Source organism: Streptomyces sp. ISL-98, assembly GCF_018614055.1.
In the GTDB taxonomy this organism is placed as follows: domain Bacteria; phylum Actinomycetota; class Actinomycetes; order Streptomycetales; family Streptomycetaceae; genus Streptomyces; species Streptomyces spiramyceticus.
In genome coordinates, this window is the sequence record NZ_JAGGPB010000027.1 from 13,281 (window position 1) to 35,048 (window position 21,768).

Annotated in this window: 17 protein-coding genes; 3 read left to right on the forward strand and 14 right to left on the reverse strand. The window is 70.2% G+C overall.

Translation table 11 applies throughout. The features are described from left to right. Window positions 1-13 precede the first annotated feature (13 nt). The 3 genes from J7I98_RS19525 to J7I98_RS19535 all read right to left on the reverse strand — a co-directional run bounded on the left by J7I98_RS19525 (window position 14) and on the right by J7I98_RS19535 (window position 3,044). Window positions 14-547, reverse strand: a complete 534-nt coding sequence (locus tag J7I98_RS19525; RefSeq protein ID WP_214922044.1) for a hypothetical protein — start codon at window positions 545-547, stop codon at window positions 14-16. A 142-nt stretch (window positions 548-689) separates the two neighbouring features. Continuing rightward, entirely contained in the window at window positions 690-1,475 is a 786-nt protein-coding gene (locus J7I98_RS19530) for an aldo/keto reductase (RefSeq protein WP_214922092.1), read from the reverse strand. 729 nt (window positions 1,476-2,204) lie between these two features. Continuing rightward, window positions 2,205-3,044, reverse strand: coding sequence for an alpha/beta fold hydrolase (locus J7I98_RS19535; RefSeq protein ID WP_214922045.1), 840 nt, complete (start codon window positions 3,042-3,044; stop codon window positions 2,205-2,207). Window positions 3,045-3,254: 210 nt separating this feature from the next. Here J7I98_RS19535 and J7I98_RS19540 point away from each other — a divergent pair, with 210 nt between their 5' ends. Beyond that, window positions 3,255-3,953 carry an alpha/beta fold hydrolase gene (locus J7I98_RS19540; RefSeq protein WP_214922046.1) on the forward strand — a complete coding sequence of 233 codons (699 nt, stop codon included), beginning with the start codon at window positions 3,255-3,257 and terminating at the stop codon, window positions 3,951-3,953. A gap of 44 nt (window positions 3,954-3,997) precedes the next feature. Here J7I98_RS19540 and J7I98_RS19545 read toward each other — a convergent pair whose 3' ends face one another. The 5 genes from J7I98_RS19545 to J7I98_RS19570 form a co-directional block, all read right to left on the reverse strand. Further along, window positions 3,998-4,828: an ABC transporter ATP-binding protein gene (locus J7I98_RS19545; protein WP_214922047.1), complete on the reverse strand. Its 831-nt coding sequence runs from the start codon at window positions 4,826-4,828 to the stop codon at window positions 3,998-4,000. Further along, window positions 4,829-8,056, reverse strand: a complete 3,228-nt coding sequence (locus J7I98_RS41145; protein ID WP_251020881.1) for an ATP-binding cassette domain-containing protein — start codon at window positions 8,054-8,056, stop codon at window positions 4,829-4,831. A 15-nt stretch (window positions 8,057-8,071) separates the two neighbouring features. Beyond that, a complete protein-coding gene (locus J7I98_RS19560) occupies window positions 8,072-9,340 on the reverse strand; it encodes an ABC transporter substrate-binding protein (RefSeq protein WP_214922048.1) in 1,269 nt (422 codons plus the stop codon). A 126-nt stretch (window positions 9,341-9,466) separates the two neighbouring features. Further along, window positions 9,467-11,266, reverse strand: a complete 1,800-nt coding sequence (locus tag J7I98_RS19565) for a long-chain fatty acid--CoA ligase (RefSeq protein WP_214922049.1) — start codon at window positions 11,264-11,266, stop codon at window positions 9,467-9,469. Window positions 11,267-11,490: 224 nt separating this feature from the next. Further along, window positions 11,491-12,363 carry a LysR substrate-binding domain-containing protein gene (locus tag J7I98_RS19570; RefSeq protein WP_214922050.1) on the reverse strand — a complete coding sequence of 291 codons (873 nt, stop codon included), beginning with the start codon at window positions 12,361-12,363 and terminating at the stop codon, window positions 11,491-11,493. A 131-nt stretch (window positions 12,364-12,494) separates the two neighbouring features. On the opposite strand from J7I98_RS19570, the gene J7I98_RS19575 reads away from it, so the two are divergent. Both J7I98_RS19575 and J7I98_RS19580 read left to right on the forward strand, forming a co-directional pair. After that, window positions 12,495-13,523, forward strand: coding sequence for a bile acid:sodium symporter family protein (locus J7I98_RS19575; protein WP_214922051.1), 1,029 nt, complete (start codon window positions 12,495-12,497; stop codon window positions 13,521-13,523). A 265-nt stretch (window positions 13,524-13,788) separates the two neighbouring features. Next, the gene (locus J7I98_RS19580; RefSeq protein ID WP_214922052.1) at window positions 13,789-14,205 is read left to right on the forward strand and encodes a (2Fe-2S) ferredoxin domain-containing protein; all 417 of its coding nucleotides are present in this window, start codon (window positions 13,789-13,791) and stop codon (window positions 14,203-14,205) included. Window positions 14,206-14,241: 36 nt separating this feature from the next. On the opposite strand, the gene J7I98_RS19585 is transcribed toward J7I98_RS19580, so the two are convergent. The 6 genes from J7I98_RS19585 to J7I98_RS19610 form a co-directional block, all read right to left on the reverse strand. Beyond that, entirely contained in the window at window positions 14,242-14,625 is a 384-nt protein-coding gene (locus tag J7I98_RS19585) for a hypothetical protein (RefSeq protein WP_214922053.1), read from the reverse strand. Window positions 14,626-14,735: 110 nt separating this feature from the next. Then, window positions 14,736-15,575, reverse strand: a complete 840-nt coding sequence (gene fdhD / locus J7I98_RS19590) for a formate dehydrogenase accessory sulfurtransferase FdhD (RefSeq protein WP_214922094.1) — start codon at window positions 15,573-15,575, stop codon at window positions 14,736-14,738. Window positions 15,576-15,633: 58 nt separating this feature from the next. After that, window positions 15,634-16,491 (reverse strand): 2Fe-2S iron-sulfur cluster-binding protein, encoded by an 858-nt coding sequence (locus J7I98_RS19595; RefSeq protein WP_214922054.1) that lies wholly within the window; start codon window positions 16,489-16,491, stop codon window positions 15,634-15,636. After that, window positions 16,488-18,683, reverse strand: a complete 2,196-nt coding sequence (locus J7I98_RS19600; RefSeq protein ID WP_214922055.1) for an NAD(P)H-dependent oxidoreductase subunit E — start codon at window positions 18,681-18,683, stop codon at window positions 16,488-16,490. The genes J7I98_RS19595 and J7I98_RS19600 overlap by 4 nt, the downstream gene beginning before the upstream one ends. After that, window positions 18,674-20,605: a molybdopterin oxidoreductase family protein gene (locus J7I98_RS19605; RefSeq protein ID WP_214922056.1), complete on the reverse strand. Its 1,932-nt coding sequence runs from the start codon at window positions 20,603-20,605 to the stop codon at window positions 18,674-18,676. Before J7I98_RS19605 ends, J7I98_RS19600 begins: the two co-directional genes overlap by 10 nt. Beyond that, window positions 20,602-21,630, reverse strand: coding sequence for a 2-dehydropantoate 2-reductase (locus J7I98_RS19610; protein WP_214922095.1), 1,029 nt, complete (start codon window positions 21,628-21,630; stop codon window positions 20,602-20,604). The genes J7I98_RS19605 and J7I98_RS19610 overlap by 4 nt, the downstream gene beginning before the upstream one ends. Between the last annotated feature and the right edge of the window lie 138 nt (window positions 21,631-21,768).

Consider the following 21,768-nt stretch of genomic DNA (forward strand, 5'->3'; position numbering starts at 1 on the left):
CGCCAATTAGTGATCACCGTACGTTTGTGTTGTGCAGGGCGTCCCTGGCGATGTCGACGAAGCCCATGACGGACTGCCAGAAGGGGGCGTAGCAGTCGTTGAACCGCTGGGCTGCGTCGGGCTGTCCGGCGATCATGGCCTCAAGGGCGCGGTAGTTGTCCGACGTCGCGCGACGCAGAGCGTCCGCGGCTTCGGCTACGGGAGCGGGCCCCTCCAGGTCGACGACCCACACGCGGTGGCGCAGGCTCGCGTACTCGTCGCGCAGGCGACCTCGTAGATCCTTGAGTGCGGCGGCTCGCGCATCGGTATCGCGGATCTGGTCGGCGTCGGTGACTTTCCAGTAGAGCTCGCCCATGCGCTGGGCCTGCTCGATCACATCGACGTACGCGCCGCGCCGAGCCGCCCTGAGGCGGTCGGTCTCGACGCTGGCTGCGGCCGTGTCCGCCTGTATTCGGGCGGCGCGGGCCGTGCCTCGGCTGGTCACGAAGCTGGCGAGTACGGCGGTTCCGGCGGTGAGAGCGGCGATCCAGAGGGTGTTGTCGGCCATGGGAAAGAGTGTCCGCGATCACGAAGTCGCGCATAAGAGCAGGCGCCGACGCCACATGGGGATGGCGTCGGCGTGTCCTGGATTCGTTCCGGAATGGTTCTGGAATTCGTTCTGGAGTTTGTTCTGGGAATCGTCAGGCGTCTTAGTCGAACGTCGCCGGGTCCGGGCCGAGGCGCTTGCCCTCGTCGAGGGCGGCGAAGGCCGCGAGGTCGTCGGCGTCGAGCTCGAAGTCGAAGATGTCGATGTTCTCGGCGATCCGCGACGGCGTTACGGACTTGGGGATGACGACATTGCCGACCTGGAGGTGCCAGCGCAGCACGACCTGGGCCGGAGTCTTCCCGTGCTTCTGCGCGATCGCGACGACCGTCGGGACTTCGAGCAGGCCCTTGCCCTGGCCGAGGGGGGACCAGGCCTCGGTGGCGATGCCGTGCTGGGCGTGGAAGGCGCGGGACTCGGCCTGCTGGAGGTGCGGGTGGAGCTCGATCTGGTTGACGGCCGGGACCACCGAGGTCTCGCCGATGAGCCGTTCGAGGTGCTCGGGAAGGAAGTTGGAGACGCCGATCGCCTTGGCGCGGCCGTCCGCGTAGATCTTCTCGAAGGCCTTGTACGTGTCGACGTACGCGCCCTTGGAAGGCACCGGCCAGTGGATCAGGTAGAGGTCGACGTAGTCGACGCCGAGCTTGGCCAGCGAGTCGTCGAAGGCGCGGAGCGTGGAGTCGTAACCGTGCTCCGAATTCCAGAGCTTCGTCGTCACGAACAGCTCGTCGCGGGGGACGCCGGAGGCGGCGATCGCCTTGCCGGTGCCGGTCTCGTTCTCGTAGATCGCGGCGGTGTCGATGCTTCGGTACCCGGCCTGGATCGCTGTGCCGACAGCGTTCGCGGCCTCGTCGTCAGGCACCTGCCAGACGCCGAAACCGAGCTGGGGCATCTCGACGCCATTGTTCAGGGTGAGGGAGGGGGCGGAGGAGGCCTTGCTCACGAGCGATCGGTCCTTACTTCGTCGGTTGCTACTCCCCTCGTCAACGATCACGGGGCCTGAAGCATTCCCGTCCTGTGCCCGCAGCGGAGGCGACGGGCCGCAGAGGCTCGGCTCTCAGGCATTGCGTCTGGGGGTTTCGGGCCGCACCGAGCGGGTCACGGTCGGTGAGCCGAGTCGGCGCATCAAGGGCGCTCGTTCGTGGCGTCGACGCCTTGTCCGGCGGAGTGGGCTGGCGGGGTGGTCCGGGCCGTTTCGGTGGCTTACGGCTTGGTGGGTGGTGCGCACCGGTGGAATGGGGCGACCCGGCTCGGTTCGGGGTCCACCACTCCCGGTGGTCGGCTGAGACTCATGCCCGGTGTCTGGGGTGAGTGGGCTGGGGAGCGGCGAGCCCGGTTCGACTTGGGGGTCGGGGCTGGCCCCGGAGAAGGCCCGGGAAGTGGCCGATCGCCGTCGCCGGGCGGCGGGCCGGTGGATGGGGTACACGCACCACGTCTTGGGGCGGCCCGGCCGATCTCAGCGTCCACCCCGGCCGTCTGCTGGTGCGACACCGCACTCCTACCCCAGCCCTCAGCTCGGAGGCGAAAGTGTCTTCTTCCACGCACAAGACGCCAGCGGGATGCTTTACGGACCATGGCGCCGTCGTATGGCCGGCATGTGGCCAGACGACTGAGTGGTTGCCTATTCCAGGAACGCCGCAGTGGTCGCCACGAACCGGTCGGGGTCGTCGAGCCACGGGAAGTGTCCGGCTCCGGGCTGAACGACGAGTTTGGCGTTCGGAAACAGCCCGGCGAACTCGGCCATCGTGCGAGGAGGGGCTGCCAGATCAACTTCCCCGGCGAGCAGCAGCACCGGCGGTCCGAACTGGGCGAGAGCCGTGTGGGTGGCATCCGGGTTGAAAGCGCCTTCGGCGCCGAAAGCGGCCGCGGCCTGCTGGTTCTTCTGCCCGGCCTCAGCAGCCTGATGGGCTTGAGACACCTCATCCCAGCGGCCGTAGAAGAACGGCGCGATGGCTTGCCAGGAGTCGTCCGTCGCCTTGCCGGCAACGATTGCTTCCAAGGCCTCGAAGGCTCCGGCGAACCATGGCTCGTCCTGGCGCAGCTGCGCGGTCTCACGCCGGGTGTCTCCGGTGATCGCAAGGCCGACGGCCATGGTGCTCGGCGTGATCAGCGCGAGCTTGTTGATGTGTTCCGGGTGGCGGCCCGCATACAGCGCCGCCAGATTCGCGCCGGCGGAATGCGCGAGCAGGTCCATCCTTTCCAGGCCAAGGTGCTCGCGCAGGGCCTCAACATCATCGACAAGTTGGTCGCAACGGTACGAGACGGCGTCCTGCGGTATCGCTGACTGGCCAGTGCCCCGAAGATCCAGCATGACCAACTGGCGGTGCGCGGAAAGGCCGCCGAGGTCGCCGAGGTACACGGAAGCCTGCATCGGCCCTCCGGGCAGGCAGACCACAGGAGGGCCGTCTCCGAAGACGTGGTACGCAAGCTTGGTTCCGTCATACGCGGAGAAGGTAGGCATGGGCGCAAACCCTGTCAGCGGCGTTCAGGCAGAGCAACTGGATTTCCCAGCCTCGCGGAGTCCCTGCCGGCGTGAAACGCTGTCGTGTTGGTGCTGGTTGGCGGGGAGCCTGCTGCACGAGTCGGCGCATGGGCGCAGCGTGTGGTGGACCAGGGCGCGGATCGAAGGTGGTCCCGACCGGTTGTCAGACCACTGGGCTACGTTGGCGACATGACGGAATTTGTACTCGTGGCAGGCGCTTGGCTCGGATCGTGGGCGTGGGACGACGTGGTGCCGCAGCTGCGTGCGGCCGGCCATCGTGCCCACCCGTTGACGTTGTCCGGCCTCGCAGACAAGCAGGGCGTGCCGGCCGGGCAGCAGACTCACGTCCAGGACATCGTTGACGAGGTCGAACGCCAGGACCTGCGCGACGTCGTCCTGGTCGGGCACAGCTACTCGGGCATACCGGTCGGTCAGGCCGCCGAGCGGATCGGCGACCGGCTGGCCCACGTGGTCTTCGTCGACTCCAACGTTCCGACGGACGGCGAGTCGTTCGTATCCGCCTGGTGGGAGGGCCCGGCGAAGCTGGAGGCTTCGATCGCCGGGAACGGCGGCTTCTGGGCACCGCGGGCCGCGCCCGACTACGGCGGCAAGGGCCTTACCGATGAGCAGATCGCACGGATCGTGGGCGGCTCGACGCCGCACCCGGGCGCCTCACTGACCGAGCCGGCCGTCCTGGCACGGCCACTTGGCGAGCTTCCGGCGACGTACATCAAGTGCTTGCTCGACGGAGCCGAGCCGAGTGACGACGTGGCCAAGCTGCTGACCAGCGATCGCTGGCGGCTGGTCGAGATGGACACCGGCCACTGGCCGATGTTCTCCCAACCGCACGAACTGGCGCGGATCTTCCTGGACGCCGCGGGGGAGTGACCGCGGATCCATGCGGGTGGGCTGCTCCTTCTTGGCGCCGTCTGTCAGCTGCCGCCGGGTCCGTCCACGCCCTTGTCTGCTGCACGATCTAGTGCGGCATTCGGTGTTCCTAGGTATGCGTCCCGGACAGCGGGGTTCTGTCTCACCTCTGTGGCGCTGCCCTCGGCCAGGACCTTGCCGAGGTCGAGGACTACGACGCGGGTGCACAGCTCCATGACGAAGGCGACGTTGTGCTCGACGAGGATGACCGCGCAGCCGGCCTCTGCCGTCAAGTGACGGATTACGGCGGCAAGTTGCGCTCTCTCCTCGCTCGACATGCCGGACGCCGGCTCGTCGAGCAGCAGCACGCGGGGCGGGTCGGCCAGGGCGCGGGCAAGCTCGGCCATGCGGGCTTGGCCGACGGGGAGCGTCCCGGCGTATGAGCCCGCGAGCGCGTCGAGGCCGCAGGAGCGCATTACTTCGGCGGCCCTTTCGCGGCGCGCGGTCGCTCGGGTGCGTCGCGTCGGCGCCGCCAGGAGGTCGGCTGCGAGGCCGCCTCCGCCGCCGCGCCACTCCTGGGCGACCACTAGGTTGTCGGCGACGGTGAGCTGGCCGAAGAGCTGCTGGCGCTGGAAGGTGCGGCGCATGCCGTGGCGGGCTCGCCAGGCGGGGGAGCGGCGCGTGATGTCCGTACCGTCCAGCACTACGTGCCCTTCGTCGGGCCGCCGTATGCCCGACAGGACATCGAACAGCGTCGTCTTGCCGGCACCGTTCGGGCCGATGAGGCCGCACACTTCTCCTGGGCGGACAGCGATGCGTACGCCGTCGAGCGCCGTGATGCCGCCGAAGCGGACGCGGATCCAGTCGGCTTCGATGACGTACTCAGACGTACTCACTCATGACCTCACCTTCGCCGCGATTCCCAGGTACGCCTCGGTGAGCTGGTCGGCACGCACTTCGTTGCGCGGACCGCACCAGGTGACGCGGCCCTGCGCGAGGTACGCCACGGTGTCGGCGATTCCCAGTACCCCGGCGGCCTTCTCCTCCACCAGCAGCAGCGCCGTGCCCGCCTCGCGCAGCTCCGTCAGCAGTCGGAACACCTCGTCTACGACGCGTGGCGCGAGCCCCAGCGACGGCTCGTCGGCGATGAGTACGGCCGGTGGGTGCTGGAGCAGGGGCGCGAGCGCGAGCATCTGCTGCTCGCCCCCGGACAGCGAACCGGCGGGTACGGTACGGCGCTTGGCGAGGCTCGCGAAGCGCTCGTACACCGCGTCGCGGGCGGACTGCTCGGGCAGGCGCAGCGCGAGATTCTCCTCGATGGTGAGCGAGGGGAAGATCCCCCGCCCCTCCGGCGCGAGGACGACGCCTGCACGGGAACGCCGTACGGGGCCGTCGCGGGTGGCGTCGCGCGTGTGGATGTGGACGCTGCCGGTGAGGGGTGCGATCAGTCCGGCGGCGACGTGGCAAGTGGTGGATTTCCCGGCCCCGTTGGGACCGAGGAGGGCGACGATTTCTCCTGCGCGTACGGTCAGATCTACGCCGTGCAGTACGGGGGCTCCGCCGTACCCGGCGTGAACGCCGCGCAGCGCGAGCGCGGCGGAGGGGGCTTCTTCCCCACCCCGCCCCTTCCCGGAACGGGGGGAGGCCCCTCGGCCCCCAAGGGCGGGTGGCTGCTCGACCAGCGCTCCGAACACCGACGGTTGGGCGGCGGCTGCGTCTGGTTCGTCCTGCGCGGCGGGTGTCGTCCTGTGGGCCCGGGGGTCTGCCTCCGGGCGGAGAGGGTGGAGTGGGGGAACTCCGCCCCCGAGGCCGACCGGTGGCTCCGAGGCCGCAGGCACCGGGGACGGTTCCCGTACCCGCCCCGGCACCGAAGCCGGCGCGGGGTCCGCAGCCCCGCACCGCGCATCAGGCACCGCCCTCGCCCCAACCCCCGGCGCAGCCGCCCCTCCCACCTCGGGCGCAGCCTCCGCCTCCACCCGCACCGGCACCCGCGCCGAGTCGTCGGCCTCGCCCCGCGCCGGGTCGCCAACCGCTACCCGTGCCGAGTTGCCGGCCTCCACCCGCGCCGAGTCACTGGCCTTCACCCGCACCGGCACCTCCACCCGCGCCGGGTCGCCAGCCGCTACCCGCGCCGAGTCGTCGGCCTCGCCCCGCGCCGAGTCGCCAGCCCCCACCCCCACCGGCACCCCCACCCGCGCCGAGGCCACGCCCGCCCGCATCCCCCTCCGCCGATACCTCCGCACCGCCACCGCCGCGCAGTACCCGTCCGGGTCGTTCGCCAGTGCCAATCCCGCCAGGCCGAACAGGATGACCGGGAGCTGCGTCGACTCCGTGACGTACTCCGACACGACATGCGGCACCAGTGCGAAGACCAGGCCCGCCACCACCGCGAACTGCGGGCGCCGTACCCCTGCCGCGACCACCACCGCCAGCCAGATCAAGCCCGTCATCGCAGTGAAGTCGGTCGCCGTGATGCGGGTGTTGTACGACGCGTACATCACGCCGCCGAAGCCCGCGATTCCCGCCGACAGGGTGAACAGCATCAGCTTCGTACGGATGACCGAGACGCCCGAGGCCGACGCCGCCGCAGGAGCGGACCGTACCGCCAGCATCGCCCGCCCCGAGGGGGAGTTGCGCAGGGCGCTCAGCGAGGCGACCGCCGCCGTCAGCAGCACCACCAGGGCCACGCCCATCGCCCGGTCGTCGGCCAAGTCCACCGGGCCGAAGGCCGGGCGCGGGATCTCCCAGCCCGTGTCGCCGTTCCTCAACCACCGCATCTGGAAGAGCACTTGATCCGCCAGAAAGGCCAGGGCAAGCGTGGCCAGCGCCAGCGAACGCCCTCCCAGCCGCAGCGCGGGAAGCGCCACCAGAGCCCCGAGTACTGCCGCCGCGCACGTGCCCACCAGCGCCGCCGCCACGAACGGCCAGCCGTGGCTCATCAGCAGCCCGGCCACCAGCGCCGCGCCCGTCACAAACGTCGCCTGAGCCAGGCTGACCATCGCGCCGAGCCCCGTCACCACCGTGAAGGAGACGAAGACCAGCGAGATCGCGAGCCCCTGCGCAAGGATCCCGCTCCAGAAGGGCGTCGTCACGGTGTAGAAGGCCGCCGACAGCAGCGCCGCGCCCGCCGCCCACGGCCCCCACCTCCGCGCCCACGACCGCCCGGCGAGATAGTCGACCGGCGGTGCGTCCGCCGCCGCCGTCCCTGCCGTCCGCTGTCGGCGCGTCATCACCAGCAGTCCTGCGAAGAGGATCAGGAAGGGCACCGCCGTACGGAATCCGGTGATGTCGTCGGCGAAGGACGCGTATCCGGCCGTCAGATTCTGGAGTACGCCGAGCCCCAGCCCGCCCGCGAACGCCAGCGGAGTCGACGCGAACCGCCCCAGCACCGCCGCCGTCGCCGAGACGAACAAGAACAGGGTGTAGTCGTGGGCGGACAGGCCGAGCAGCGGCGTCGCCAGCACACCCGCCAGTCCCGCCAGCCCCGACGACAGCATCCAAGCCACCGACGACAGCCGGTCCGCGCTGATGCCGCGCAGCTCCACCAGCGTGCGGTTGTCGACGGCGGCCCGCAGCCGCAGCCCGAGCCTCGTGTGCCGCATGAGTACCCAGAGCCCCACGGCCACCACGGCCGTCGTCAGCCACGTGATCAGCTGGTCGGAGTCGATGCCCAGGCCGTCCATCAGCTGCCAGGACGTGGCCGGGCTCGGCCCGACCCCCGGCAGCCCGAACTGGTTCTCGGCAGGCACCACGGGCGCCCCCGCCTCCGCCAGCAGCTCCACCGTCCACAGCCCGGCGGCAGGCAGCGCGACGAGCAGCCCGATCGTCGCCACGATCTGCGCCGTCTCGCCGACCCGCGCCAGTTTCCTGAACATCAGCCGGTCGAGCCCCCACCCGATCCCGGGTGCGACGCCACACACGAGCAGGAACGCGGTCGGCACAGCGGGCCACCCGAAGCCCGAGTGCAGTTCGTAGAAGGCGAGCGCACACAGATATGCCGTCGCGCCGTGCGCGAAGTTGAACAGCCCCGACGCGGAGTACGAGAGGACAAGCCCTGTGGCCAGCAGGGCGTACAGCGCACCCGAGACCAGCCCGCTCAGCACAAAGCCCAGCAGATCACCCATGACGGGACCCCCTCCCTAATCGAACGGGATGGGCGGATAGCACTTGAACGGCGAAGACACCTCGTACTTGCCGTCCTTCAGCTGCACCAGCGCCCCGCAGCCGAAGCTCTCCCGCTGCCCCTTGGGCTCGGCCCGGTCGCCCACCAGCGTCCCGCTGTCGGAGAACGACCCCGCCGCCTTCTGGAAGGACTCGACGGTCAGGTCCTTGCCCGCCTTCTCGGCGATCGCCAGGAAGAGATCGGCGGACATGTATCCGGTGACCATGTGCATGTTCAGCGGTACGTCCTTGCCGCCCGCCGTCTTCCTGATGTCCTCCTTGAACTGCCGCATCCCCGCACTTTCCGACTCGAAGGGCTCGAACTGCAGCAGCACATGCACGCCGTCCAGCGCCTGCTTCGTAGCGTCCTTGGCGAGCAGCCCGGGGTCGTAATCCGTCGGATCGGACAGCACGCCCTTGAAGCCGCCGCGTTTGAGCGTCGTGAACAGGCCGATGTTGTACGGCGTCTGCATCACGGAGATCACGACGTCCGGCGCCTTGCCGCCGTCGCTGCGCATGATCTCCTTGGTGTACGCCGACCAGTCGCTCGGCACCGACGTCGCCGGCACGACGGCCTTGGCGTACGACACCTTGTATCCGGCGGCGGTGAAGCCCTGGGTGAAGGTACGGATGCCGAACTTGCCCGCGTCGTTGTCATTGGCGAGCAGCGCCACCGACTTGCCCTTGGCCCCGCCGAGCACCGTGGCCAGACCCTCCGGCCAAGTCTGGTTGAGCGTGCCGCCGGGCATCGGGACGAGGCAGCCGTTGAAGCCGTAGATGTACTTGGGCCCGCAGAACGAGGGCAGCGTGCCCCACCCGAAGGTCGGCACCTTCTGCTGCTCCAGGAAGTCGGCGCCGGAGAAGGTGACCGAGCTCATCGGAGCGACGGCGAAGACCTTCTCGCGCTGGACGAGCCCCCGCGCGGCGGCCAGGTTCTTGGCGGGGTCCTGCCCGTCGTCCTCGGCGCCCAGGTAGTCGATCTTCCGGCCGTTGACTCCGCCCTCCGCGTTGGCGCGGTCGTAACGGGCCTTCGCGCCGAGGTCGGTGTCCTTCTTGGAGTACCCGCTCGCGGTGGTCATCGAGACGATGCCGCCGACCTTGATGGAGTCGGCGCTCACTCCGCGTACAGAGCCGCCCCCGCCCTTGCCCGCGTCGTCGCCGGGGCCATGGGTCGATGCGGAGTTGCAGGCGGTGGCGGCCAGCAGCACTGCGGCAGCTGCGGCGATGGTGCGGATCGGTCGCAACACAGTGGGGTCCCTCCCTTGGGATGCCCCGCATTCTGTGGCTGACCTGATGAACCGTCAATAACTGACGCATCGGCAATTGATGACCCGTCAGAAGAGTGCGGGATCCGTAGCCGTCACCGACCGCCGTCACCGGTAGAGCGCGTCCACCTCCACCCGGTACGCCGCCTCGGTCGCCTTGCGCTTGAGCTTCAGCGACGGCGTCAGCAGCCCGTGCTCCTCGCTGAACTGGTGGGCCAGTATCCGGAACGTACGGATCGATTCGGCCTGCGAGACCAGCGTGTTGGCGGCCACCACCGCCCGCCGGACCTCCATCTCCAGATCGGGATCCCGCACCAGGTCCGCCGCGTTCAGCGGCGGCTTGTTGTGCATCTGGAGCCAGTGGTCGACGGCCTCCTGGTCGAGCGTGACGAGGGCGGCGATGTACGGTCTGTCGTTGCCGACGACGAGGCACTGAGCCACCAGCGGATGCGACCGCACCCGCTCCTCCAGGCCGATCGGCGACACACTCTTGCCGCCGGACGTCACGATGATCTCTTTCTTCCGCCCGGTGATCGTCAGATAGCCGTCGTCGTCCAGAGCGCCGATGTCACCCGTGGCCAGCCAGCCGTCATGCAGCACCGCGTCCGTGGCCTTGGGGTCGTTGAGATACCCGGAGAAGACCTGGCCGCCGTGCAGCCAGACCTCCCCGTCGTCGGCGATGTGCACCGTCGTACCGGGCAGTGGCTGGCCGACCGTGCCGTAGCGGGTGCGCTCGGGCGGGTTGGCGGTGGCGGCGGCTGTCGACTCCGTCAGGCCGTACCCCTCGTAGATCGTCACGCCCGCGCCCGCGAAGAACAGCCCGAGCTGCCGCTCCATCGCCGAACCCCCGGACATGGCGTGCCGCACGCGCCCGCCCATGGCGTCGCGCACCTTCCCGTACACCGCCTTCTCGAAGAACTGGTGCTGCAGCCGCAGCGAGGCGGAAGGCCCGGGCCCGGTGCCGAACGCGCGCTGCTCCAGCGCCTCCGCGTAGCGCACCGCCACCTCGACGGCCTTGTCGAACGCGCCCAGCTTCCCGGCGGCCTCGGCCTTGCGCCGCGCCCCGCTGTAGACCTTCTCGAAGATGTACGGCACGGCCAGGATGAACGTCGGCCGGAACGCCACCAGATCGGGCATCAGCGCATGCGCCGAGAGAACGGGCTGATGGCCGAGCTTGACCCGCCCCCTGATCGCCGCGACTTCGATCATCCGCCCGAAGACATGCGCGAGCGGCAGGAAGAGCAGCGTCGAGGCCTCGTCGCCCGGCTTGGAGTGGAACACCGACTCCCAGCGGGTGATCGCCGTGTCGGTCTCGTACATGAAATTCGCATGTGTGATCACGCAGCCCTTGGGGCGGCCCGTCGTGCCCGACGTATAGATCACGGTGGCCACGGAATCGGGCGTCACCGCCCGCCGGTGGCGGTGGACCACTTCGTCCTCGATGTCCACCCCCGCCCGGGCGAGCTCGGCCTCGGCGCCGGCGTCCAGCTGCCACAGGCGCTTCAGCTGCGGCAGCCGGTCGATCACCGAGGCGATGGTCATCGCATGGTCCTCGTGCTCCACCATGCAGGCCGAGACCCCGGCGTCGTGCAGCGTCCAGAAGACCTGCTCGGCGGAGGCCGTGGGGTAGATGGGCACGGGCTGCGCGCCGACCGTCCAGAGCGCGAAATCGAAGAGTGTCCACTCGTAGCGCGTACGCGACATGATCGCGACCCGGTCCCCGAACCGGACACCGTGCGCCAGCAGCCCCTTGGCGATCGCCAGCACCTCGTCGCGGAACTGGGCCGACGGCACGTCGTGCCAGAGCCCGTCTTCGCCCTTGCGTCCGAGCGCGACGCGGTACGGATCCGTCTCGGCGTGGTCGAAGACGACGTCCGCCAGCCCGCCGACCTGAGGCGCCGTCGCCATGGGTGGGACAGTGAACTCGCGCAATGACCTGCTCCTTGTGGCGCTCCGCACAGCGCCGTGACCGTACCCCAGCGGGCCAGTCGACGGGAGGGGGTCGCGGAATCCGAATTCATGTGCATCTGTACAGCTCAGCAGGTGGAAAACGGGCACATGGGGAAGGCTCGGGCGCGCTCCTGACCGTGGAGTAAGTATGGTGCGCGAGAATCTCCACCAAATCTGTACGCCTACTGCGTATTCCCCCGGTGCAGTCGGTCGCCGCCCGCCAGGATCGCCGCCGCCAGGGCGTCCGCCGCGTCCTGGGCGGCCGCGCGCCTGCGCCCGTGCAGCAGGACGAAGTCCACGCCGCCGAGATCCGGCAGGCCCGCCTTCGCGGGCAGGGGGGCCAGCCCGGGCGGGATCAGGCCGCGGGTGTGTGCCATGACGCCGAGGCCCGCGCGGGCCGCCGCGATCAGGCCGCTGAGGCTGCCGCTCGTACAGGCGATGCGCCAGGGGCGGCCGTGTTCCTCCAGGACTTCGAGGGCGCGGGCCCGGGTGATGCCGGGCGGCGGGAAGAGGATCAGCGGGACCGGGCGGTCCGGGTCGAGGCGCAGGGACGGGGCGCCGATCCAGGTGAGCGTGGACTGCCAGACCAGTTCGCCGTGGGTGTCGCCCGTACGCCGCTTGGCGAGGACCAGATCGTGGCGGCCCGCCTCCAGCTGGCGGTGCAGGGTGCCGGACAGCTCGACGGTCAGCTCCAGCTCGACCTCGGGGTGGTCGAGCCGGAAGGTCTCCAGGATTTCCGGCAGGCGCGTCAGTACGAAGTCCTCCGAGGCGCCGAAGCGCAGCCTGCCGCGGAGCCGGGTCCCGGTGAAGAAGGCCGCGGCCCTCTCGTGGGCCTGCAGGATCGTACGGGCGAAGCCGAGCATCGCCTCGCCGTCCTCCGTGAGCTCCACGCGGTGCGTGTCACGCGTGAAGAGCCGACGCCCGGTCGCGTCCTCCAGGCGGCGCACGTGCTGGCTCACGGTGGACTGGCGGAGGCCGAGGCGGCGGGCGGCCTGGGTGAAGCTCAGGGTCTGGGCGACGGCGAGGAAGGTGCGGAGCTGGGTGGGCTCGTACATGGGAGAAGTTTATCGCTGATCGTGATGACAGTAAGAGCTGTATACGGGATTCCCGATCGCCTCGATCAGGTGGACGATGGGGAGGGCACGTACCGACCCGACCTGACCTGACCTGACAGCAAGTGGAGCTCATGAGCCGCCGCACGATGCAGTTGCCGTCCTGGCTGCCGATCGATCCGTACATCCTGGCGCTCATCGGGACGGTGGTCCTCGCGACACTGCTGCCGGCGTCCGGCACGGCGGCCGAGGCGGTCGGCGGGGCGTCCACCGGAGCGGTTGCGCTGCTGTTCTTCCTGTACGGCGCCCGGCTCTCCACCCGCGAGGCGCTCGACGGGCTGCGGCACTGGCGACTCCATCTGACGGTCCTGGCCTGTACGTTCGCGCTCTTCCCGCTGCTCGGCCTGGCCGCCAAGGGGCTCGTCCCGTACGTCCTCACTCCCCAGCTCTACGGCGGCCTCCTCTTTCTCTGCCTCGTCCCGTCGACCATCCAGTCCTCGATCGCCTTCACCTCCATCGCGCGCGGAAATGTGCCTGCGGCGATCTGCGCGGGGTCCTTCTCCAGCCTCGTCGGGATCTTCCTCACCCCGCTGCTGGCGGCCCTGCTGATCGGCGGCGGAATGGGTGGCTTCTCCGCCGACTCGCTGCTGAAGATCGTCCTGCAACTGCTGCTGCCGTTCGTCGCGGGGCAGCTGCTGAGGCGCTGGGTGGGCGGCTTCCTGGTGCGGCACAAGAAGGCGCTCGGGTACGTGGACCGCGGCTCGATACTGCTCGTCGTCTACACCGCCTTCAGCCACGGCGTGACGGAGGGCATCTGGCGCCAGGTGAGCCCGGCCCGGCTCGGCGCGCTGCTGGGCGTCGAGGCGGTGCTGCTCGCGGCGATGCTGGCGCTGAGCTGGTACGGGGCGAAGCGGCTCGGCTTCGGGCGCGGCGACCGGATCGCGATCCAGTTCGCGGGGTCGAAGAAGTCCCTGGCGGCGGGACTGCCGATGGCGAGTGTGCTGTTCGGGGCGGAGGCGAGCTTGGCGGTGCTGCCGTTGATGCTGTTCCACCAGATGCAGTTGATGGTGTGCGCGGTGATTGCGAAACGACGGGCGGGCGATGCGGTGCGGGAGGACGGGGCGGAGTCAGTTGCCTCCCGGCGGGTTTCGTTGGCTGGGTGAGCGCTGCGCGGGCTTGTTCCCCTAGCCGCCCCTTATCCCGAAGCTGGGGGGCAAGCCCCCAGGCCCCCGACGCCCTTCGGGCGTTTGAGGAGCGGGGTCTGGGGCAGAGCCCTCCGCGGCGGCAGCCGCAAATGTCACAGCCGGGAAGGGGCGGGTAGGGGAACTGCGCCGCAGGCAACCCGCACCACGCCGCACCGCAGGGCACCCGCACCACACCCGCCCCCCACCCACGACGAACGCCGCCCCCACCTGGCAAAATCGCCAAGTGACTTCCGCGATACGCCCCTTCGGTCCCCGCCCCTGTGCCCTCACCGTCTGCCGGGGCTGCTGCTGCGGTGACGCCCGCAAGCATCCGGGCACGGACCACGACGGCCAGCTGCGCCGCCTACGCGAGGCCGCCGACGCGTCCGGTGGGCGGCTCGCGGTGCGTACGAGCGAATGCCTCGGCCCGTGCGGTCAGGCCAACGTCGTAGTGGTCCAGCCCTCCACCGAGGGACGCCGCCGGGGCGGGCGCGCAGCCTGGGTCGGCTGGGCACTGGACGACGACTGTACGGACGACATCCTGGCCTGGGTCGCAGCCGGCGGCCCCGGCATCGCAAAGCCCCCGGCCACCCTGGCACTCCAGCTCATCCCCGCCCCGGCGGAAGCCAGGAGCCGGGCCCGGCGCGGGCAGCGGCGCTGACGCAACGCCGCCCGTCGGCGCGACCTCGCGCCGACGTCAGCCGCCGCCCCGCCGCGCGGCCACCGCGTCGAAGAACGCCCAGCCGTCCACCGTCCTGACCTGCGGATCATCCGTGTCCCAGCCGTCAGCCCCCGCTTCGTCGAGCAACGCCCTGACCGTGCCGGGCTCATGGAGATTGAGGTCGGCGCCGCGTGCCTTCCCGACAGACCCCGACGGCATATAACCGTCCGGCACCAGACGGCCCGGCCCGTCCTGAAACGTGATCAGGAGGCGTCCCCGCTCCCCGAAAGGGCGGATGTCGAGGATCTCGCAGCAGTCCAGGAACCGGCCTTCCTCGGCCCGGTGCCGGTGGGTAACCCACCACAGGAAGGTCTTGTCGTCGACCACCAGACGCCGGGACTTCTTCTCACTGCGGGACATCCGGAGATGGTAGCCGCGGACGCCGCCCCGGATCCGGCCTTACGGAGAGCCCGGCCGACGCAGGGGGCGCTCCCCGCCGGCCGGGCCCGTATCCCGTGTCGCGGGGCGCGTCAGACCCCGGTGTGCAGGGCGATGCGCTCGTCGCCCGCGTACACGTTCATGTTCGGCCCGCGCAGGAAACCGACCAGCGTCAGACCGGTCTCGGCCGCCAGGTCCACGGCCAGGGACGAAGGCGCGGAGACCGCAGCGAGGACCGGGATACCGGCCATCACCGCCTTCTGCGCGAGCTCGAAGGACGCCCGCCCCGACACCAGCAGAACCGCACGCGACAGCGGCAGGCGGCCGTCCTGAAGTGCCCGCCCCACGAGCTTGTCGACCGCGTTGTGCCGGCCGACGTCCTCCCGTACGTCGAGCAGCTCGCCCGCCTCCGAGAACAGCGCGGCCGCATGCAGACCCCCGGTCCTGTCGAACACCTGCTGTGCCGCGCGCAGCCGGTCGGGGAGGCCGGCAAGCAGCTCGGGTGTGAGACGGACCGGCGGAGTATCGGCGATCGGGAAGCGGGCGGTGGTGCGTACCGCGTCGAGACTGGCCTTGCCGCACAGGCCGCACGAGGACGTCGTGTAGACGTTGCGCTCAAGAGTGATGTCCGGGACCGGGACACCCGGAGCGAGCTTCACATCCACCACGTTGTACGTATTTGTGCCGTCCTCGGTGGCGCCCGCGCAGTACACGATCGACTGCACGTCGTCGGCGGCGCCGAGCACGCCCTCGCTCACCAGGAAGCCCGCCGCGAGCGCGAAGTCGTCGCCCGGCGTCCGCATGGTGATGGCGAGCGGCTTGCCGTTCAGCCGGATTTCGAGGGGCTCCTCGGCGACCAGCGTGTCGGGACGCGTCGTGACCGCCCCGTCCCTGACACGGATGACGCGGCGGCGCTCGGTGACCCGTCCCATGATGATCAGTCCCACTTCTTCAAGTCATTCGAGTCTTCGAGTCTTCAGGGCGTCGAGATCAGCGCTGTTGTACGTGCTGGTAGCCGAAACGGCCCTTGATGCACAGATTGCCGTGGGTCACCGGGTTGTCGTGCGGTGAGGTGACCTTGACGATCTCATTCTCCTGCACGTGCAGGGTGAGGTTGCAGCCGACGCCGCAGTACGCGCACACGGTCGTCGTCTCCGTCTGGGACGCCTCGTCCCAGGTCCCGGCCGCGCGCATGTCGAACTCCGACTTGAAGCTGAGCGCGCCGGTCGGGCAGACCTCGATGCAGTTGCCGCAGTACACGCATGCGGAGTCGGTCAGCGCGGCGTCGTGCTCGACGGAGATGCGGGCGTCGAAGCCGCGGCCCGCGACGGCGATGGCGAAGGTGTTCTGCCACTGCTCGCCGCACGCGTCCACGCACTTGTAGCAGAGGATGCACTTGTCGTAGTCGCGGACGTACAGGTCGTTGTCGATCTTGGGCTGTTCGTTGAGACGGGCGGCGTCCGGGCCGAAGCGGTCGGGCTTCGCCTCGTACTCCTTGATCCACTCGGCGGCGCGCGGCGTCGTGGAAAGATCCGTCGACGATGCGAGCAGCTCCAGCACGATCTTCCGGCTGTGCCGGGCGCGCTCGGTGTCCGTACGCACCACCATGCCGGGCTCGGCGCGGCGCGAGCAGGCCGGTGCGAGCGTACGGGCGCCCTCGACCTCGACGACGCACACCCGGCAGGCGTTCTTGGGAGTGAGGGTGTCGCCCTGGCACAGGGTCGGTATGTCCTGGCCTGCGGCTCGGCAGGCGTCGAGGATCGTGGACCCCTCCGGGACGCGGGTCTCGGCCCCGTCGAGAGTGAACTCGATGAGCCTGCGCGGCGGTTGAAGCGGAATCGCGGTCATTCGAAGGCTCCCAAGCGGTCGATGGCGGACTCGACGGCGTTCCAGGCGGTCTGTCCGAGACCGCAGATCGAGGCGTCCCGCATGGCTCCGCCGACCTCACGGAGCAGCGCGATGTCTCCGGCGGCGGCAGCGCCCGTACGGTCCTTGATCCGGTGCAGCGCCTCCTCCTGCCGTACGGTGCCGACCCTGCAGGGCACGCACTGCCCGCACGATTCGTCACGGAAGAACTCGGCGATGCGGAGCAGGATGGCGGGCAGCTCCACGGTGTCGTCCAGGACCAGGACCACGCCTGAGCCGAGGGTGGCGCCGGCGGCGCGCGTGCCTTCGAAGGTGAGGGGGATGTCGAGCTCGTCGGGGCGTACGAAGCCGCCGGCGGCCCCGCCGAGGAGGATCGCCCGGAGGACGGTGGGCGGGCCGGCCAGTTCGAGGAGCTCGCGCAGGGTGGCGCCGAAGGGCAGCTCGTAGATGCCGGGGCGGTCCACCTGGCCGGAGACGCAGAAGAGTTTGGTGCCGGTGGAGGATTCGGTGCCGGTGCGGGCGTAGGCGGCGGCACCTTCGGTCAGGATCGGGAGCACGTTGACCAGCGTCTCCACATTGTTGACGGCGGTCGGCTTTCCGAAGAGGCCCTTCTCGACGGGGAAGGGGGGCTTGGAGCGGGGTTCGCCCCGCTGCCCCTCGATGGAGTTGAAGATCGCGGTCTCTTCGCCGCAGATGTACGCGCCCGCGCCGCGGCGGATCTCGATGTCGAAGGCGTACCCGTGGCCGAGGACGTCGCTGCCGAGGAAGCCGCGCAGCCTGGCCTGGGCAATGGCGTGACTGAGCCTTTCGTACGCTCGCGGGTACTCGCCGCGCAGGTAGAGGTAGCCGTGGTGGGCGCCGGTGGCGTACCCGGCGATGGTCATGGCTTCGACGAGGGCGTACGGATCGCCCTCCATCAGGACCCGGTCCTTGAAGGTGCCGGGCTCGCTCTCGTCGGCGTTGCAGACGAGGTAGTGCGGGTGATCGGGCCGGCGGGAGGTGGCGTCCCACTTCCGCCCGGTGGGAAACGCGGCCCCGCCCCGCCCGACGAGCCCGGCGTCGAGCACCTCCCGGACGACCCCGGCGGGCCCGAGCGCGAACGCCCGCCGGAGAGCGGCGTATCCGCCTTCGGCGCGGTAACTGTCGAGGCTGTACGGATCTACGCTCCCGATCCGCCGCAGGAGTACGAGTCCGGGGTCGCCGAATTGGGGCACGGCGGTGGCGGCGGGGGGCTCGGGGGGTGCGGTCTCGGGGGCGCGGGTGGCGAGGTCGACGGCGTGGGGGGAGGCGGGGGCGATGACGGCGGCGGCGCGGGGACGGGGGGCGGTGGCCGGCGTTGCGGCTGACCCGGTCGGCGCGGAGCTGCCGCTTCCCCGTCTGGGGCCCCGCCCCGTCCCGCTCTCCCCCTCCGACGGGCCGGGGGCTTGCCCCCGGTTTCGGGAAGGGGCGGGGTGGGGGAATGCCTCGGCCTCCGCCGCAGCCCCCGCCAACGCGGCACCGCCGCCCCGGACTTCGAGGCCGGGCCGGGGGTCAGCGCCCGCCCCTGTCCCGGAGCCCAGCCCGAGATCAGGGCTCGCTCCCGGCCCGGGGGCACAGCCCGCGCCTGCTCTGGGTTCCGCGCCTGCTCCGGGTTCCGCGCCTGCTCCGGGCTCCGCCCCTGCACCGGGCTCCACCCCCGCCTGAAGCAGCAGCGCCGCCGGCCCCCGTTCGCACAGCCCCAGGCACGGGCTCGGTTGCCACACCGTGCCCCCCGCAGCCGTGCCCGCCGCGCCCAGGCGTTCCTCCAGGTTCGCGCACAGTGCCGCCGCGCCGCGTGTCGCGCAGGCCAGGTCCGTGCAGACGTGGAGGACCTTCGCCGGGCGTGGCTTCACCGAGAACATCGCGTAGAAGGTGGCCACCCCGTACGCCTCCGCCGGCGGCACCGTGAGCCGTCGGCAGATGTAGTCCAGGGCGCCTTCGCTCAGCCACCCCACCCGGTCGTTCACCGCGTGCAGCGCCGGGAGGAGGAGGTCACGACGTTCTCGCGCCGCCGACCCGCCGCGCGCCCAGCGCAGGTCCGTTCCGGTCGTCGTGCGGTCGGCGCCCTCCCAGCCCGAGGCGGGCGGGCCCAACAGCTCGTCCACCGCCGACCGTTCCTCGTCCGTGGGCTCCGCGTCCCTGTACTTCAGGTCCATGCCGGCACCAGCTTCTCCACTCGTATCGCCGAAGCCTTGAACTCGGCCGTCCCGGCGATCGGGCAGTTCGCCTCGATCGTGAGCTGATTGGTGTCGACCTCGTCGGGAAAGTGCATGGTCATGAAGGCCAGTCCTGGCCGCAGCCCCGGATCGACCCACACCGGCGCGGTCACGACGCCGCGCCGGGACGAGACCCGGACCTCCTCGCCCACCTCGACGCCGTACGCCGCCGCGTCCTCCGGGCTCAGCTCGATGTACTCACCGCGCCGCAGCGGGGACGCGAAACTGCCGCTCTGAACGCCGGTGTTGTACGAGTCGAGGCGCCGACCTGTCGTCAGCCGCAGCGGGTAGTCCTCGTCCGTCAGGTCTACCGGCGGGTCGTGTGCCACCAGGCCGAAGGGAGCGGCCGGTCCCCGCCGCGCCGGGTCCGTCTCCCACAGTCGTGCGTGCAGGAAGCTCGACGGCAGGCGGTCCGTGTCGGGGCACGGCCACTGCAGCCCCTGGTGCTGTTCCAGGCGGTCGTACGTCATGCCGTAGTGGTCGGGGGAGAGGTCCCGCAGTTCGTTCCAGACGGCTTCGGAGTCGGCGAACTTCCAGGCGTGGCCCAGCCGTTCCGCCATCGCGCAGATGATCGCGATGTCCTCGCGCGCCTCGCCCGGCGGGACAAGAGCGGCCCGTACACGCTGCACGCGCCGCTCGCTGTTCGTTGTCGTGCCTTCCGTCTCCGCCCACGCCGCCGTCGCCGGGAGCACGACGTCCGCCATTTCCGCGGTCTTCGTCAGGAAGATGTCCTGGACGACGAGATGGTCCAGGGCGGCAAGCCTGCGCGTCGCCTGTTCGCTGTCGGCCTCCGACTGCGCCGGGTTCTCGCCGATGCAATAGACGGCGCGCAGTTCGCGGCTCTCCATCGCCTCGAACATCTCCGTCAGCGTCATGCCGTACCTGGGCGGGATGACGGTGTTCCAGGTCCGTTCGAACTTGGCCCGCGCCACCGGGTCGAGGATGTCCTGGAAGCCGGGCAGCCGGTTCGGGATGGCGCCCATGTCGCCGCCGCCCTGCACATTGTTCTGGCCGCGCAGGGGCTGGACCCCGGAGCCGTACCGGCCGACATGCCCGGTGAGCAATGACAGATTGATCAGCGCTCGCACATTGTCCGTGCCGTTGTGGTGCTCGGTGATGCCCAACGTCCAGCACAACTGTGCGCGTTCGGCTGTCGCGTACGCATGTGCCAGCTCTCGGATCGCCTCCGCCGGGACACCCGTCACCTTCTCCGCCGCCGTCAGTGTCCATGGCTCGACCAGGTCGGCATACTCCTCGAACCCCGTCGTCGCCCGCTCCACGAACGCCCGGTTCACCAGCCCCGCGTGGATGATCTCGCGCCCGATCGCATGGGCCAGCGGGATGTCGGTGCCCACGTTCAGGCCCAGCCAGCTCTCCGCCCATTCGGCGGTCGACGTGCGGCGCGGATCGACGGCGTACATCGGAGCGCCGTTCCTGATGCCCTTCAGTACGTGCTGGAAGAAGATGGGGTGGGCGAAGCGGGCGTTGGAGCCCCACATCACGATCAGGTCGGTGTGCTCGACCTCTTCGTACGAGGAGGTGCCGCCGCCCGAGCCGAAGGCTGCCGACAGGCCCGCCACACTGGGCGCGTGGCACGTCCGGTTGCACGAGTCGACGTTGTTGGTGCCCATGACCACGCGTGTGAACTTCTGGGCGACGTAATTCATCTCGTTGGTCGCGCGGGCGCAGGACAGCATGGCGAAGGCGTCAGGGCCGTACGTGTCCGTCGCCCGCCGGAATCCGGTCGCGGCCCGCTCCAGCGCCTCGTCCCAAGTCGCTTGCCTCAGCGTGCCGTTGGAGTCACGTACGAGCGGGTGGGCCAGCCGTGTGTACTGCTTCGGCTGCCTGTCTTTCTTCTTCACTGTGCGCTCCCAGCGGAGGAGGAGTTGGTGGCCAGCAGGTCGGCCAGCGCGTGCACCGCCCGCAGCGTCGGTACGGACGTGCCTGTGAGGCCGGCCAGTTCGACGACGGCGGCGAGCAGCACGTCGAGTTCGAGGGGTTTGCCCTTCTCCAGGTCCTGGAGCGTGGACGTCTTGTGGTCGCCGACCCGCTCCGCGCCCGCGATGCGCCGCTCCACGGAAATCCCGGGGCGGCAGCCGACGGCGGCCGCCACCTCCAGCGTCTCGCGCATCATCGACTCGACGAGCGAGCGGGTGTCCGGGTGGCGGCAGATCTGGCCCATGGTGGCTCTGGCGAGCGCGCTGATGGGGTTGAACGAGATGTTGCCGAGCAGCTTGATCCAGATGTCGTTGCGCAAATCCGGTTCGACCGGGCACTTGAGCCCGCCCGCCCGCATGGCCTCGCTGAAGTCGAGGCAGCGCTGCGACACGTCACGGCCGGGCTCGCCGATCGAGAAGCGGGTGCCCTCCAGGTGTCGTACGACACCGGGTGCCTCCAGCTCGGTGGCGGCGTAGACGACGCATCCGATGGCGCGCGCCGGCGGCAGGGTCGCGCTGACCGCGCCCGCCGGGTCGACGCTCTCGATGCGGCGGCCGGCGTACGGGCCGGGCAGGCCGTGGAAGTACCACCAGGGGATGCCGTTCTGGGCGGCGATCACCGCCGTACGGCCGTGCAGGAGCGGGTGCACCAACGGGCCCGATGCCGCATAGGAGTTGGCCTTCAGGCCGAGGAAGACATAGTCGACGGGCCCGACCTCGGCCGGGTCGTCGGTCGCGGCGGGCCGTGCGGTGAAGTCGCCGCGCGGGCTGAGCACCCGTACGCCGCTCCGGCGCATCGCGGCCAGGTGCGGGCCGCGGGCAATGAGATGGACCTCGGCGCCCGCGCGGTGGAGCGCGGCCCCGACATACGCGCCGATGGCTCCGGCGCCGACAACTGCGACTTTCACGGGGCTCTCCGATCGGTTGAGGGACCGAGCGAGGGGGAGCAGGAAGGGTCGAGATTGAGTCGACAGAATATTGTCTACAGTATGCCTTTGTGGCGGTCAAGGTCGCCGTCGGCAGGAAGCTCCAAAGACTGAGGGGCGAATCCTGTCGGTTCACGTGCCCTCGTACCAGTGAGTCGCAAA

Bases quoted from the DNA above. Each gene is read 5' to 3' on its own strand.
- J7I98_RS19525 (WP_214922044.1), bottom strand. From the start codon at position 547: ATGGCCGACAACACCCTCTGGATCGCCGCTCTCACCGCCGGAACCGCC.
- J7I98_RS19530 (WP_214922092.1), bottom strand. From the start codon at position 1,475: ATGCCCCAGCTCGGTTTCGGCGTCTGGCAGGTGCCTGACGACGAGGCC.
- J7I98_RS19535 (WP_214922045.1), bottom strand. From the start codon at position 3,044: ATGCCTACCTTCTCCGCGTATGACGGAACCAAGCTTGCGTACCACGTC.
- J7I98_RS19540 (WP_214922046.1), top strand. From the start codon at position 3,255: ATGACGGAATTTGTACTCGTGGCAGGCGCTTGGCTCGGATCGTGGGCG.
- J7I98_RS41145 (WP_251020881.1), bottom strand. From the start codon at position 8,056: ATGGGTGATCTGCTGGGCTTTGTGCTGAGCGGGCTGGTCTCGGGTGCG.
- J7I98_RS19565 (WP_214922049.1), bottom strand. From the start codon at position 11,266: ATGGCGACGGCGCCTCAGGTCGGCGGGCTGGCGGACGTCGTCTTCGAC.
- J7I98_RS19570 (WP_214922050.1), bottom strand. From the start codon at position 12,363: ATGTACGAGCCCACCCAGCTCCGCACCTTCCTCGCCGTCGCCCAGACC.
- J7I98_RS19575 (WP_214922051.1), top strand. From the start codon at position 12,495: ATGAGCCGCCGCACGATGCAGTTGCCGTCCTGGCTGCCGATCGATCCG.
- J7I98_RS19585 (WP_214922053.1), bottom strand. From the start codon at position 14,625: ATGTCCCGCAGTGAGAAGAAGTCCCGGCGTCTGGTGGTCGACGACAAG.
- fdhD (WP_214922094.1), bottom strand. From the start codon at position 15,575: ATGGGACGGGTCACCGAGCGCCGCCGCGTCATCCGTGTCAGGGACGGG.
- J7I98_RS19595 (WP_214922054.1), bottom strand. From the start codon at position 16,491: ATGACCGCGATTCCGCTTCAACCGCCGCGCAGGCTCATCGAGTTCACT.
- J7I98_RS19600 (WP_214922055.1), bottom strand. From the start codon at position 18,683: ATGGACCTGAAGTACAGGGACGCGGAGCCCACGGACGAGGAACGGTCG.